13 protein-coding genes are annotated in these 15,351 nt (G+C 44.1%); 2 read left to right on the top strand and 11 right to left on the bottom strand.

What is annotated here, in order from left to right:
- Position 1 precedes the first annotated feature (1 nt).
- On the bottom strand, positions 2–1,153 hold the full coding sequence (spoVID, locus tag CYL18_RS00165) for a stage VI sporulation protein D (protein ID WP_104847452.1): 1,152 nt from the start codon (positions 1,151–1,153) through the stop codon (positions 2–4).
- Between the two features lie 242 nt (positions 1,154–1,395).
- Here spoVID and CYL18_RS19330 point away from each other — a divergent pair, with 242 nt between their 5' ends.
- Complete coding sequence (locus CYL18_RS19330) at positions 1,396–1,557, top strand: hypothetical protein (RefSeq protein ID WP_201741219.1); 162 nt, start codon at positions 1,396–1,398, stop codon at positions 1,555–1,557.
- Positions 1,558–1,733: 176 nt separating this feature from the next.
- On the opposite strand, the gene hemL is transcribed toward CYL18_RS19330, so the two are convergent.
- From hemL to hemA, 6 genes are read right to left on the bottom strand one after another with little or no spacing between them, the layout of a single operon-like run.
- Entirely contained in the window at positions 1,734–3,026 is a 1,293-nt protein-coding gene (gene hemL, locus CYL18_RS00160) for a glutamate-1-semialdehyde 2,1-aminomutase (protein ID WP_104847451.1), read from the bottom strand.
- Between the two features lie 29 nt (positions 3,027–3,055).
- Positions 3,056–4,042 (bottom strand): porphobilinogen synthase, encoded by a 987-nt coding sequence (gene hemB / locus CYL18_RS00155; RefSeq protein ID WP_407984483.1) that lies wholly within the window; start codon positions 4,040–4,042, stop codon positions 3,056–3,058.
- A gap of 2 nt (positions 4,043–4,044) precedes the next feature.
- Entirely contained in the window at positions 4,045–4,839 is a 795-nt protein-coding gene (locus tag CYL18_RS00150) for a uroporphyrinogen-III synthase (RefSeq protein ID WP_104847450.1), read from the bottom strand.
- A 2-nt stretch (positions 4,840–4,841) separates the two neighbouring features.
- Positions 4,842–5,774: a hydroxymethylbilane synthase gene (gene hemC / locus CYL18_RS00145; RefSeq protein ID WP_104847449.1), complete on the bottom strand. Its 933-nt coding sequence runs from the start codon at positions 5,772–5,774 to the stop codon at positions 4,842–4,844.
- Positions 5,775–5,786: 12 nt separating this feature from the next.
- Positions 5,787–6,614: a cytochrome C assembly family protein gene (locus tag CYL18_RS00140; protein ID WP_104847448.1), complete on the bottom strand. Its 828-nt coding sequence runs from the start codon at positions 6,612–6,614 to the stop codon at positions 5,787–5,789.
- Between the two features lie 17 nt (positions 6,615–6,631).
- Positions 6,632–7,990 (bottom strand): glutamyl-tRNA reductase, encoded by a 1,359-nt coding sequence (gene hemA / locus CYL18_RS00135; RefSeq protein ID WP_104847447.1) that lies wholly within the window; start codon positions 7,988–7,990, stop codon positions 6,632–6,634.
- A 442-nt stretch (positions 7,991–8,432) separates the two neighbouring features.
- On the opposite strand from hemA, the gene CYL18_RS00130 reads away from it, so the two are divergent.
- Complete coding sequence (locus tag CYL18_RS00130) at positions 8,433–8,912, top strand: hypothetical protein (protein WP_104847446.1); 480 nt, start codon at positions 8,433–8,435, stop codon at positions 8,910–8,912.
- Between the two features lie 44 nt (positions 8,913–8,956).
- Here the strand turns inward: CYL18_RS00130 and yihA are convergent, their stop codons facing one another.
- The 4 genes from yihA to clpX form a co-directional block, all read right to left on the bottom strand.
- On the bottom strand, positions 8,957–9,538 hold the full coding sequence (gene yihA, locus CYL18_RS00125) for a ribosome biogenesis GTP-binding protein YihA/YsxC (RefSeq protein WP_104847445.1): 582 nt from the start codon (positions 9,536–9,538) through the stop codon (positions 8,957–8,959).
- Positions 9,535–11,859, bottom strand: a complete 2,325-nt coding sequence (lon, locus tag CYL18_RS00120) for an endopeptidase La (RefSeq protein WP_104847444.1) — start codon at positions 11,857–11,859, stop codon at positions 9,535–9,537. The genes yihA and lon overlap by 4 nt, the downstream gene beginning before the upstream one ends.
- A 230-nt stretch (positions 11,860–12,089) precedes the next feature.
- Positions 12,090–13,757: an ATP-dependent protease LonB gene (gene lonB / locus CYL18_RS00115; protein WP_104847443.1), complete on the bottom strand. Its 1,668-nt coding sequence runs from the start codon at positions 13,755–13,757 to the stop codon at positions 12,090–12,092.
- Between the two features lie 171 nt (positions 13,758–13,928).
- Complete coding sequence (clpX, locus tag CYL18_RS00110) at positions 13,929–15,194, bottom strand: ATP-dependent protease ATP-binding subunit ClpX (RefSeq protein ID WP_104847442.1); 1,266 nt, start codon at positions 15,192–15,194, stop codon at positions 13,929–13,931.
- Between the last annotated feature and the right edge of the window lie 157 nt (positions 15,195–15,351).

Genomic DNA, 15,351 nt, shown 5'->3' with positions numbered 1-15,351 from the left:
TTTACTCTGCTGGTTTATTGGACGAGGCTGCTAAAGGAATGTAGACAACCTGGCCTGCCCTAAGACTATCAATCTCTCCAATCCGGTTTACGCGCGCAATATGCTGTGCGCTGATTTGGTAGCGATCTGCAAGACTGTCAATTGTCTCATTCCCTTGGACAATATATACCTTAAGCTTCGCCTGTTTCGCTTCTTCCTCCGGTGAGAATAAATCATATAAGAGCGATTTTGACTCCTTGTTAGCGGACGCTGCGTTTTCTTTCCTCTGCTCCTCTGCCTTTTGATTCCTTACATGGTCTTCGGACTGATAGGTGCGATAAGCAGGTGTTGTTGTCACCTCTTCATCTGGCACGAACGTTGATTGATAGGCTGATGGTTTCTCGCTTCCCTTTGTTGCTGGTAAGTGGTTAAGGAAATCCCTTTCTTCTTCAAATTCCTCATCGTTCTGCATTTGCTGTTCAGGCGGAATCCGCGCTTCTGCATAGAAGTTATCTTCACTTGATGACTCTTTGTTAACGGAAGGATAGGAGGGAAAGCTGAATGGAGTTAATTCCCCGTCTTGCGTCTCCTCTTCCTCTTCCACCTCTAAGGATGAACGGTATAATGGAATTTCTTCTGCTTTTGCATCTACTAGAATTTCCTCAGGAGATTCCTCCGTTGCCTCTTCAACTGGTCTATGATCAATAGCCTCAACAGGAATGGCCTCCGCTTCGCTCTCTTCTCGATCAATCGCCTCATCCTGGATGCCAGATATCCATAATTCAGCTGTCAAATGCAAGCAGCCATCTTCTGGGAGATGGTAATCAAAGCTTTGGACACCTACGCTCAATTCATTTTTATCCTGAACACGCTCAGCTGGAACGGTAATATCGACTGGGAATTGATGCTGAAATTCATACGTATCCTCCCGCTGGTCCGTGATGGACACATAACGGCGATTCAATTCGTCTTCCCCAGGTTCATTGCCTTCTTGCGGCTTATATTCACCCATGAGGTCCAAAGTCCCCCGCAAAATAATATACTGCTCCACCTCATGCACAGAGACATTCGGCTCTAACGAGATGGAATATAACTCGCTCACTTCCTGTCCGCTATGAAACCAAACATTTTCTTCTAAAGAAAATCGTAAATACGATGTTTTTTCTGGAGACATACCTGTTCCTCCCTCCAACCCTTTTCATCTAAATGTCATTTAAAGCCTATGCGGGAGGCAAGAGGATTATGATATAGTTTCCAGAAATCAAATGAGCAGCAGCCGGTAGTATGGAGATGAATCACCAACCAATATTCCCCTTATAATTTAGAAGAATATGGTATAATCGATACCAACTACTCGGTGCGGGTGGCATGCACTTTCTTTTCCTTATTAAACGAGGGAAGGGAGGTGATATACCAATGGATTTTCTGCAAACTTTAGTCAAAGATGCAGCAACGATCTTTCTTACGACCTTTGCTGCTGCAATCGCCATGCGATTTGCCAATCTACCGCTAAAGAAAAAAAGAAAAACCACCCCGTGCCGGCCAAAGCAAAAGGGTGGTTCTTCAACTAAGAGATAGCTTATTTGCATACCACTCGCAGTAGTTGCAGCCAGAGAGTTACCAGCTCTCTGGTTTCTTTCGTGTGTATTTATGATTATATTATACCCTTCCCGCCAATTGTTCAATCAAAATTCTAGTTGAACATTATTTTTGGGTGTAAAAAGCCAGCCACAAAAGGAGCTGGCATATCTCTCTCATTTCCCTTTAATTGCCTTGAATGCTTTTTGGGCAGCTTGAATCGTCTTCTCGATATCCTCTTCACTATGTGCTGTGGATAAGAAGATTCCCTCGAATTGAGAAGGAGGAAGGAATACCCCATTGTCTGCCATTTGCTTATAATACTCAGCAAAAAATTGCAGGTCTGAGGATTTAGCTGATTCATAATCTGTGACCTTCTCATTCGTGAAGAAGAAGCCAATCATAGATCCTGCTCGATTGCAGGTAAGCGGTACATGATATGTTTCTGCCGCTTCCATAAAGCCCTCCTCCAACCGGTCACCCTTCTTGATGAAGGTCTGGTAGGTTTCTTCTGTCAATTGAGCCAAAGTTTCATAGCCGGCCGTCATTGCCATCGGGTTTCCTGATAGGGTACCAGCTTGATAGATAGCGCCGCTTGGAGCAATTTGACTCATGATTTCCTTCTTGCCGCCGAACGCGCCGACAGGAAGTCCGCCGCCGATGACTTTGCCAAGGCAAGTCAAATCAGGCGTTACGCCGAAGTGTCCTTGTGCACAGTGGTAATCAACACGGAAGCCTGTCATTACCTCATCAAAGATCAGCAGGGTACCGTTTTTCTCCGTAATCTCGCGCAGGCCTTCAAGGAATCCTGGGACTGGCGGTACAACACCCATGTTCCCTGCCACAGGTTCCACGATCACGCCTGCGATATCTTCACCAAATTGCTCGAACGCATATTTAACGCTCTCAAGATCATTATATGGAACCGTAATCGTGTTACGAGCGATTCCCTCAGGCACACCTGGACTGTCTGGCAATCCAAGTGTCGCCACTCCAGAACCTGCTTTAATGAGGAGAGAATCCCCATGTCCATGATAGCAGCCTTCGAATTTAAGGATTTTATCTCGTCCTGTGTAGCCTCGTGCCAAGCGAAGAGCAGCCATCGTTGCTTCCGTTCCGGATGAGACCATACGGACCATCTCAATAGAAGGAACACGGTCAATAACAAGCTGAGCCAAGCGGTTCTCTGATAGGGTCGGTGCCCCGAAGCTTGTCCCTGTTTCTGCGATTTTTTTTATGCCTTCTACTACGCGGTCATTCGCATGACCGAGAATAAGCGGTCCCCATGAGAGCACATAATCAATATATTCATTGCCGTCAATATCATAGATTTTGGAGCCTTTACCCTGCTCCATGAAAATCGGGTCCATATTGACCGATTTAAATGCGCGCACTGGGCTGTTTACGCCGCCAGGCAGCAGATTGACAGATTCCTTGAAGGCTTCCTTTGATTTTTCATATGATCGCATATGTCCAAATCTCCTTTTCAATTATCGGATTAGTTCGTCTCTTTGATCCATCTTGCGGCATCTTTGGCATGGTAGGTGATGATGAGGTCCACTCCGGCCCGTTTCATCCCGACCAAGGTTTCCATCACGATTCCTCTTTCATCAATCCAGCCATTGGCTGCCGCCGCTTTAACCATTGCATACTCCCCACTTACATTATAAGCGACAAGCGGCAAATTAAAATTATTTTTCACATCACGAATAATATCAAGGAAGGCAAGTGCCGGCTTCACGATAAGAAAATCCGCTCCTTCAGCGACATCTGATTCTGCCTCGCGCAACGCTTCAAGCCGGTTTGCATAATCCATTTGATACGCTTTCCGGTCTCCAAACTGCGGTGCGGAGTTTGCTGCATCACGGAAAGGGCCGTAAAAGGCTGAAGAATATTTCACTGCATACGACATGATTGGAATATCCAAATAGCCTGCCTCATCCAGTCCTTCACGAATGGCTGTGACGAATCCATCCATCATATTGGACGGAGCGATAATGTCAGCTCCTGCTTCTGCTTGGCTCACTGCTGTCTTCACAAGCAATTCAAGGCTTTCATCATTTAAGACAGCCCCATTCTCCACGATTCCGCAATGGCCATGGCTTGTGTACTCACATAGACAGGTATCCGCAACAACAAGCAATTCAGGATAATGCTCCTTCACAAAGCGAATCCCTCTTTGGATAATTCCATGTGTATGGAAAGCACCTGTTCCACATTCGTCCTTATCTGCATCATCTGGCACGCCGAATAAAATGACCGATTTAATTCCTAATGAAACAACCTCATCAAGCTCCTCTTTTACACGGTCTAAGGAAAATTGGAAAACACCAGGCATGGATGGCACTGGATTTTTTTGGTTCTCCCCTTCCGTAATGAAGATTGGATAGATGAAATCATCTACATGAAGATGTGTTTCACGTACAAGTGCTCTCATCGCACTATTTTTGCGTAATCTCCTGTGCCGGGTAAATGTATTTGTCATGATTAGCACTCCTTGTTTTGATAATATAAATCTATTTCCTTTAGCATATGTTCAATCGTATATTGTTCTGGGCTCACATCAACGGATAAACCAAGCCGCTCGGCCCGCTCCTTTGTCACCGGTCCAATCGTCACAATAATCTTCCCTTCCGTCTTCTCCTTCAGCCCAGACTCACAGACAATACGCATGAACGCCTCTACCGCTGAGGGGCTCGTGAAGAGGAAAAGGTCAATAGCCTGTTCCTTTAACGTGCTTATTAGGTGCTCCACAGCACCGGCTGGCGGTTTGTTGCTATATACGACCGCTTCTTCCGCCTTTATATGCTGGGCGCATAGCCCTTTATAAATATAATCTCTCGCCAGGTCACCTTTGACAATTAAAACCGCTTCATCCTTATGGACAACTTCAAGAAATTCAGGCAGGAAAGCTTCTGCCACATAAGTCTTCGGGATAAAAGACGCCTGAAGACTAAGCTTGCCTAATTCCAGCTCGGTTTTCTTCCCAATTGCTGCAATCTTCGGAAGCTGGTCTAGAGGAATACCCGTTTCTTTTGCCAGCTCCATAAAATATTGAACCCCATTCTTGCTCGTAAAGACAAGCCAATCAAATAGATGAAGTCTCCTTGCCTTCCAGCTGGCATCCTTCCAGTCCTCTGAACTTGGCCGCTGAAACGATAAGAGGGGCACCAATACAGGTACCCCTCCATGCTCTGAGATCATGGCGCATAATAACTGGGCCTGTGATTCCTCTCTTGTGACGAGCACCCGTTTCCCTTTTAGAAACATGGTTTGTGCCATCTTCAGCTTTCCATCTCCTCTTTCACCAAGTCGATGAGCTCCTTCGCTCCGCGTTCAGATAAACGCTCAGCAAGCTCCTCTCCAAGTGCGATCGGTTCTGTTCCTTGCACCGTATCCCGGTAAATGATTTTCCCATCAGGAGAACCGACGAGAGCGAGCATCTCCAAGCTGCCATTATCCGTTTTTCTCGCATAGCCTGCGATTGGCACCTGGCATCCGCCCTCCATTGTCTTTAAGAAAGCGCGCTCAGCAAGTACCGCTTCCTCCGTCGCACGGCAATTCAGCTTTGCCAATTCCTTAAGGAGCTCTCCATCATTGACCCGGCATTCAATCGCAAGCGCCCCTTGACCGACAGCAGGGATGCACAGCTCGTCATCCAAATATTCGGTTACGATATCCTTGCTCCACCCAAGCCTTGAAAGACCTGCCGCGGCCAAAATAATCGCATCATAGTCTTCATCCTTTAATTTCTGGAGACGTGTATCGATGTTCCCCCGAATCCATTTAATTTGAAGGTCAGGTCTTTGGGCTTTTAGCTGAGCGCTTCTTCGCAAGCTTGATGTACCAATAATCGCACCCTCTGGAAGCTCGCTAAGAGGCATATGATTCTTCGAGATCAGAACGTCACGATGGTCCTCCCTCTTAGGCACACAGCCAATCGTCAAGCCCTCCGGAAGCTCTGCCGGCATGTCCTTCATGCTATGGATAGCCATATCTATCTCCCCATCTAGCATGGCTTGTTCAATTTCTTTGACGAATAATCCTTTTCCTCCGACTTTTGAAAGGGTGACATCCAGAATTTTATCTCCTTTAGTCACAATCTCCTTTAATTCAAACTCAAAGGGCAAGCCTAGCCCCTTCAGCTGGTCGATCACCCAATTTGATTGTGTTAATGCCAGTTTGCTTCTACGTGATCCTACGATAATTTTCCTCATGATTTCCCTCCATCAAAAGACATGAAATGCTGATGTGTTCCCAAATAAAAAGAAATTGATCAAAACAAGCAGGAAGGATGCGATATTCCAATAGGCCAGCGTCTTCCCATAATATTTTTTCTTTACTCTCATATATAAGTAAATACCATATACGGTCAAACATGCAAAGGATCCGATGATTTTACTGTCATACCAAACGATATCCTCCACGACTATATAGGCGAATTCTAACCCTAGTATTAAGGAAAGCAATAATAGAGGTAGACCAACCACAACCAATCGATAAGCCATCTGCTCAAGCTTTGCCAAATCACCAAGTCTGACAAGCCGCTTGCCCCATTTCTTTCGCTTAAGCAAATCATATTGAATTAAGTACAAAAGCGAGAAAACGAATGATAGGGCAAAGGCCGCATAGGAAAGAATCGCGACCGTTATATGAATGACTGATAGCTCAGAGATAAACTGGGTCCTGTTCTCGATCTTGTCCAGCTGTATGGGAGAGAACGTTTGGACGACCATTAGCCCAAATCCAAGCAGATTGGTGAAAAAGATCAAAAAATCCGTCCTCAAAAACCAATTCAAGGCCAATGAAACAGTAATCAAAATCCAGACATAAAAATAGAGCCCCTCGAGCAGCGAAAGGATTGGAAACCTGCCCGCTTCATAAATATAAAGAAATAAAAAGATTGTTTGCATGAACCAAACAATCGAAAGAATCCAGAAGGCCGACTTATTGGCCTTCTGATTATTTTGTAGAAAGTCATAGAAATATAGCAATACACTTAAGGCATACAATAGGATAGTTATCTCAAGCACTCTATTTAAATATATATCAAGCATTATGCCGTCCTGCCTAATCAATAAGGCTGTGAAACTACTCGCAGGATGGGCCGTTCTTGATTGCGCGCTGATTCCTTGTACGGCACTGCTTTTTTCTCTTCTTTCTCAACCAGTTCATCTATATTAAACGTATCGATAAACGCCTGAAGCAAAGCATCTGAATGCTTCTTCTCCGCAATTTCCTTCGCATATAGAATCGGATCCTTCAGCATTTGATTGACGATACTCTTCGTATGCTTATTGATAACCTTCCATTCTCTCTCACTTAATCCAGGGAGCTTTCTTTCCATGCTCGCTATTGTTTCTGCCTGAATGGAAAGCGCCTTTTCACGCAAGGCAGAGATGACAGGAACGATGCCAAGCATCTTTAGCCATGCATTGAATTCAACAAGCTCCTGTTCAATCATGATCATAATCTCTCTAGCCGCTTCTTTCCGTTCTTCGAGGTTCGCTTGGACAATCCCCTCTAAATCATCGATATCATAGAGAAACACACTGTCAAGCTCCACTAAACGAGGATCCAGGTCACGAGGTACCGCAATATCTACCATGAAAATCGGTTTTCCCTTACGCAGGATATTGATATTCTCCATCATTTCCTTCGTTATGACGTAATCCTTTGAGCCGGTAGAACTGATGAGAATGTCTGCTTCAAGCAAGGAACATTGCAGCTCCTTGAGCATCTTCGCCTTTCCAGAATATTTAGAGGCGAGCTTTTCTGCTTTCTCAAGCGTCCGATTAATGACGGTAACCTGTGTCGCACCGCTACCATATAAATTCTCAATGGCCAGCTGTCCCATCTTGCCGGCACCAAGGATAAGAATTTTCTTATCCTCCAGCGAACCAAAGATTTTCTTGCCAAGTTCAACAGCCGCATAGCTGATGGAAACGGCATTCTTATTGATTTCTGTTTCGGCATGTGCTCTTTTCGCGAGCGTAATCACTCTCTTGAATAAATTATTAAACAAAACACCTGTTGTTTTCTCTACTTGTGCGAGCATAAAGCTCTTCTTCACCTGACCAAGAATCTGGGTCTCACCAAGCACCATGGAGTTCAAGCCGCACGCCACTTGGAAAAGATGATTTACTGCCCCATCTTCCTCATAGATATATAAATAAGAGGAAAGTTCAGTCAAATCAATGGAAAACCATTCAGATAAAAATTCCTTAATATAATATCGTCCGGTATGTAACTGGTCGACGACCGCATATACCTCTGTGCGGTTACAAGTGGAAACGATGATATTTTCCAAAACGCTCTTTTTTGTTTGCAGCGCCTTCATCGCTTCAGGTAACTGATCTAATTCAAAACTTACTTTCTCACGGATTTCAACAGGAGCAGTTTTATAATTCAGACCTACGGTAATGATATGCATCTCCCCTGTTACACCCCCATTTGCGTAATTTGCGGATATTCTTCAAGCAGGTATTCCTCATAAACTGCCAGGATGAATTGTGAACAAAATCGTAACTTTACACAATTCTCATTCATCATTAGACCGTTATAAGCATTTCAGCCTTCAAAACGATCATTTATTTGACCTTTTTCTACATCCTTTGAGCCAATTAGTCATTAGTCCTCATGCCGATTCTATTGGCTGTATCTAAATTCCTTATAATCGCTCAAAGGCTTGATATAAAAGGATTTATAGAAAAAATAATTCAAAAATTGCTAAACCTGATATAATCAATATAGGTTTCAGTCGGCAGATTTTTTACCAAAAAGTATCTCTATCAGTAAGATGTGTAAATTCGTACTATCTGTACATTAACAAAGATTAGAATAATTATCAATAATAACAAACTAGGAGTCGAAAGATGAGAGAATTTCGTTATTTCACCTGCACCATTTTAATTGGTTTTGGGTTTTTTTACCTTTTACACTCAATTGATTTTCCGCTATTTCAACCATATTATTCATGGGCAACGTTAAGCATTATTCTTGGGCTTGCCTTTCTTTTGCAAAGCAGGTTTGGGGGACAGGCAGACTTCCTGCTGCCGGGAGTCTTCTTCACAGGCTATGGACTGCACCAATATATCGCCGGAAAGCTTGCCTATTGGCCAGGTGAACAAGTGGTTATCTTCCTTTTATTTGGACTAGGCTTCCTTCTGATCTATCTAAAAAAAGGAGTTGGAAAAGGGGCCGGCATCCTCTTTATCATCATCTCTGTCTTATTAATCTTTTATGAGAAGATCCTCGACTTTTTTGGTATATCAAATTATGCTGAAGCTTTCTCTGCCTACTGGCCAGTTGCTTTGATTCTCACCGGCCTATTCATCCTTTATAAGAAGAAATAAAAAATGCAGGAGCCGTTAAGTTACAGCTCCTGCATTTTTACTTCTTATATTCTGGCTTGAATGGCATTCCAAGCCTGGTCTTTCCCTAGCCCTGTTTCAGATGAGAAGAGAATAATCTCATCACCCTTAGCAAGGTCTAATGTATCTCTGACCACTTTCAGATGCTTCTGCCATTTTCCTTTTGGAATCTTATCAGCTTTCGTTGCGATAACAATCGTCGGAATTTCATAATGCTTTAAGAAATCATACATCATCACATCATCTGCCGATGGCTTATGACGGAGGTCGATAATCAGAAGCATCGCACGCAGCGGCTCCCTTGTCGTAATGTATGTCTCAATCATCTTGCCCCAGGCTTCCCGCTCGGTCTTGGATACCTTTGCATAGCCGTATCCTGGAACGTCAACAAAGAAGATCGTTTCATTCAATTTATAGAAATTCAATGTCTGGGTTTTCCCCGGCTTCGAGGATGTCCGAGCCAAGCCTTTACGGTTAATCATCTTATTAATAAAGGAAGATTTCCCTACATTCGAACGTCCTGCCAGCGCAAATTCCGGGAACCCGTCTGTCGGGTATTGCTCCGGCTTCACCGCGCTCATGACAATCTCTGCTTGTGTTACTTTCACTTTTCTTCACCTGCCAATGCATGCTGCAATACTTCATCTAGCTGCGAAACAAATACGAATTCCAAATCATTGCGCACACTCTCCGGAATGTCATCGATATCCCGAGCATTATCGACCGGGCAGATAATCTTTTTCAAACCGGCACGGTGGGCACTCATTGATTTCTCCTTCAATCCGCCGATTGGCAACACCCGTCCGCGCAGCGTAATCTCGCCTGTCATGCCGACTTCTTTACGGATTGGTCTTTTCGTAAGCGCTGAAATAAGCGCTGTTGCAATCGTGATCCCAGCAGAAGGGCCATCCTTTGGTACAGCTCCTTCCGGGACATGGATATGAATATCATATTTCTCGTAGAAATCCTTGTCAATATGAAGTTTTTCTGACTTTGAGCGCACATAGCTGAGCGCAGCCTGAGCAGATTCCTTCATTACATCACCAAGTTTTCCTGTTAGAATCAGTTTTCCTTTTCCTGGTGACAATAATACTTCAATTTGGAGGGTATCTCCGCCAAAGTTTGTATAAGCTAGACCTGTAGCAACACCTATTTGATCCTCCAGCTCCGCTGCCCCAAATCGGAAGTAAGGCTTACCTAGAAAATCACTGACATTCTTCTGTGTCACCACGACCCTTTTCTTCTCGCCAGATACAATAATCTTCGCAACCTTTCGGCAGACGGCAGCTAATTGACGTTCAAGCGTCCGCACACCAGCCTCCTTCGTATAGTAACGAATGATTTGCGTGATGGCCTCATCCTTCATTTGAAGATTGCTCTTGGACAAACCATGTGCTTTCAATTGCTTTAACAGAAGATGCTCCTTGGCAATATGGAGCTTCTCATATTCGGTATAGCCAGATAAATTGATAATCTCCATTCGGTCACGCAAAGGCGCCGGGATGGTAGATAAATCATTGGCTGTCGCTATAAACATAACCTTAGATAAGTCATATGTTTCTTCAATATAATGGTCGCTGAATGAGTTGTTTTGTTCCGGGTCAAGGACTTCGAGCATCGCGGATGACGGGTCACCGCGGAAATCATGTGACATTTTATCAATTTCATCGAGAAGGAAGACTGGATTAATGGTTCCTGCCTTCTTCATTCCCTGAATGATCCGTCCTGGCATGGCGCCAACATACGTGCGTCTGTGGCCGCGGATTTCCGATTCATCCCGTACTCCCCCAAGAGAAACACGGACAAAATGACGATTCAATGATTTTGCAATTGATTTCGCCAAACTTGTCTTACCGACACCTGGAGGTCCAGCCAAGCAAAGAATCGGCCCCTTAAGCGAGTTAGTGAGCGATTGGACAGCCAAATACTCAAGCACTCGCTCCTTAACCTTTTCAAGACCGTAATGGTCATCATTTAAGACCTTTTCCGCTTTCATAATATCCAAGTCATCCTTTGTTGCATTAGACCATGGAAGCGCGATAAGCCACTCGATATAATTACGGATGACCGCACTCTCAGCCGAGCTCGCCGGAATCTTCTCATACCGGTCCAATTCCTTCTTAGCTGTCTCAAGAACTTGTTCAGGCATACCTGCTTGATTGATTTTTTCCAGCAGCTCCGCGACTTCAGCTGTCTTGCCTTCCTTGTCGCCAAGCTCTTTCTGGATCGCCTTCAATTGCTCACGCAAATAATATTCCTTCTGCGTACGCTCCATTGATTTCTTCACACGCTGGCCAATCTTTTTCTCCAGATTAAGGACTTCTTTTTCATTGTGAATGATATCTATGACCTTATTCAGGCGTTCTTTAATATCGATTGTTTCCAATATATCCTGCTTATCCTTCAGCTTAAGCGGAAGATGGGAGGTTATGATATCAGCAAGCCGTCCTGGCTCTTCAATGTCAACTGTCGTGTTATACGTCTCCGTTGTTACTTTCTTTGAAATTTTTATGTATTGTTCAAAGTAATCCAACAAGGTTCTCATTAACGCTTCAGTTTCAGGATCTTTCTCAGTGGAGTCTTCTACGACTTCAAGCCTTGCAGCAAGATAGTCTCCCTCATCCACGTACTCAATCATTTGAGCGCGTGATATGCCTTCCACCAAAACCCGAATGGTGCCGTTGGGAAGCTTAAGCATCTGTTTGACCTTCGTGAGTGTACCTAACTGATAGACATCTTCCTCACTCGGTTCATCTGTGGATACTTCCTTTTGGGTTGTCAAAAAAATAAAATGGTCATCTACCATAGCTTTCTCTAGCGCCTGTACAGATTTTTCTCTTCCAACATCTAGATGAAGAACCATCGTTGGGAAAACCAGCAATCCGCGCAGCGGCAGGAGGGGAACGTGTTTTTCCTCAGTAATTGCCATTTGTTGCACCTCCATTTAAAACCTGTTATATGTTATAAGAATAAGACCTTTACCAATTTTATCGTATTTATAGACTCGTGTCTATTTAGGGCGTTCTCTTGCCTCACGCTCCTCTTTTCCCTTTTCCCTGAGTTTTTTAACATTTTTCATACTTTTATTTCATTTATAAGACAGAAGGCGCAAACACAAGAAAAGAGCTTGCCGATGAAGCGAGCAAGCTCTTTTCCTTTTTATCCGCTCTCCCTCTCAGATGTGCGCTCCATATCCTCCATGATTTGGTCGATGATCTGTGTTCGATCAAACGCTTCCTGGAAGACTTCTTTCAGCTGACTGACCGGCTTAATGATAATGCCTTCAAGCTCATCAAGAATGGATTGGACGTTCTCCTTTGGAATAATGACCATTTCTGCTCCGGCAAGCTTTGCTGCGTTCGCTTTGGTGAAGACCCCGCCAACTGGCTTCACCTTCCCATGAATACTTATTTCACCAGTCATGGCTACCGTGTTTTTCACTGGAATTCGATAAATTGCCGAATATATGCCCACGGCCATTGCAACGCCTGCTGACGGTCCGTCAATAGGAATGCCGCCAGGGAAATTAACGTGGATATCATATCGATCTGCCGGGATTCCCATTGTGCGTAAGACTGTGACAACATTCTCGATTGAACCTTTCGCCATGCTCTTGCGGCGTATTGATTTGCCAGGACTGTTGAAGCTCTCCTCTTCCACGATTCCGGTGATGGTGACCGTTCCCTTATCCTGCGCTTCGATAACGGTCACTTCAATGTCCAATAAAGCCCCAGTATTCGGACCAGTTACTGCCAGACCATTAACCACCCCAATAGAAGATTCTGTCCCAACGCTTGGACTAAAGCGCGGTGTCATCTGACTTGATTGAATGATCCATTCAATATCCTCATCCTTGATGTAATCTCGCTCATCTGTGATGGCAAGACCAGCTGCGCTTTGAACCATATTTACAGCTTCACGCCCGTTACTTGCATACTGGCCAACCAATCGCAATCCCTTCTCACCTAGCTTAAGCTCCACCCGCTTTGCAGCATTGGAGGCGACTTGCATGAGCTCCTCTTCATTCAATTCTCGGAAGAAGATTTCCATGCATCTTGACCTGATAGCCGGCGGAATTTCAGAAGGCGTCCTTGTCGTCGCACCTACTAGACGAAAATCAGATGGGAGACCATTCGTGAAAATCTCATGAATATGCTTCGGGATATTTGGATTTTCTTCACTATAGTAGGCACTTTCAAAAAAGACTTTCCGGTCCTCAAGCACCTTTAGCAATTTATTCATCTGGATATTATGAAGCTCTCCAATCTCATCAATAAAGAGAATGCCTCCATGCGCATTAGAGACAGCACCTTGTTTCGGCTGTGGAATGCCCGCCTGTCCCATTGCTCCCGCTCCCTGATAGATAGGGTCATGAACAGATCCAATCAACGGGTCAGCGATCCCTCTTTCATCAAACCGTGCTGTTGTCGCATCTAATTCAATGAAGGGAGCTGTTTGGCGAAAGGGTGACTTCGTATTCCTTTTCCCTTCCTCCAGCACAAGTCTTGCCGCAGCCGTTTTTCCGATGCCTGGCGGTCCATAGATAAGCACATGCTGCGGGTTCGGTCCGCATAATGCAGCTTTTAACGCCTTAATGCCATCTTTCTGCCCGATAATATCGTGAAAGCTTGCCGGGCGCACCTTTTCCGATAAAGGCTCCGTCAGCTTGATCGCCTTCATTCTATGTAATTGATCCATTTCCTTCTTTGCTTCCCGATCGATTGTCACCTTTTGAACCCGCTGCCCTCTTAACAGATTCAAGAAATATAATCCAATGACAACTCCAAAAAATAATTGGATGATGATTACTGCGGCTGTCCAACTCATTTATGCACCCTCCTGAAGATTCATCGTATAAAGATACAAGCTAGTATCTCCTTATCAGAAAGGGAATAAACCCCTAATCATTCCATATATGAGCAAGAAAGAAGGTTTATTTTTATTCCTCAAAAAAAATGCTGGCCCCTATTGGAACCAGCATTTCCTATTAAATCTGCATTAAGCAGAAGTCTTCTTCTGAACCGTATCAGTCGTACCATCAGAAAGAATAATCTTTGGTGATTCTCCTTTTGTGATGGATTCTGCTGTGATGACGCATTTTGCGATATCATCGCGTGATGGCAATTCAAACATCACCTCTAGCATGATTCCTTCAATAATGGAACGAAGGCCACGCGCACCTGTCTTCCGCTCGATTGCTTTCTTCGCAATCTCAAGAAGGGCTTCATCCTCAAATTCCAATTCAACGTCATCAAGTGACATCATCTTCTGATATTGCTTCACAAGAGCATTCTTCGGCTTAGTAAGGATTTGAATCAAAGCATCCTCATCAAGCTGTTCCAATGTCGCAATGACAGGAAGACGTCCAATGAACTCTGGAATTAAGCCAAAGCGAAGCATGTCCTCTGGCAAAACTTTCGTTAGAAGATCCTTTTCTTGGATATCTTCTTTCTCTGTTGCAGAACCGAAACCGATTACCTTTTGACCTAAGCGTCGTTTAATGATCGGTTCAATACCATCGAATGCTCCTCCGCAAATAAAGAGGATATTCGTTGTATCGATTTGGATGAATTCTTGATGCGGATGTTTTCTTCCGCCTTGTGGCGGCACACTCGCAACCGTTCCTTCCAAGATTTTAAGCAAAGCTTGCTGAACCCCTTCACCCGATACATCACGAGTGATAGAAGGGTTCTCAGATTTACGCGCAATCTTGTCAATTTCATCGATGTAGATAATTCCCTTTTCGGCTTTCTCCACATCATAATCAGCCGCTTGAATCAGCTTAAGAAGGATATTTTCAACATCCTCTCCGACATAACCAGCTTCTGTTAAGGATGTCGCATCCGCAATAGCGAACGGAACATTCAGCAATCTGGCCAATGTTTGGGCAAGCAAAGTTTTCCCGCTTCCTGTAGGACCGATTAAGCATATATTGGATTTGGACAATTCAACATCTTCAATCTTGCTGTTGGAATTGACGCGTTTATAGTGATTGTATACCGCCACGGCCAAGGATTTCTTTGCCCCTTTTTGACCAATGACATATTCATCAAGGATATCAAGAATCTCCATTGGTTTCGGAATATCCTTGAATTCCACTTCTTCGTCTGTACCTAACTCTTCCTCAACGATTTCTGTACAAAGTTCAATACATTCATCGCATATATAAACACCTGGACCCGCTACGAGTTTTCGGACTTGTTCCTGAGTCTTGCCGCAGAAAGAACACTTAAGCTGCCCTTTCTCATCATTAAATTTAAACATAGTTTCACCCCTTGGTAATATGGACTCTATCATGAAATCTGCAGTACAAAATGATCAGATTAACAAATGAAGGGTATGTAAGGATTGTAACACACATCGCTCCATTTGAGGTAAAGAAATGGTTGACGGAAAATACGTAATCACATGCTTATTATGT

The organism is Pradoshia eiseniae (assembly GCF_002946355.1).
GTDB classification, from domain to species: domain Bacteria; phylum Bacillota; class Bacilli; order Bacillales; family Pradoshiaceae; genus Pradoshia; species Pradoshia eiseniae.
Note: the sequence above shows the minus strand (reverse complement) of the source record. Positions and strands in the feature narration are given on the sequence as shown.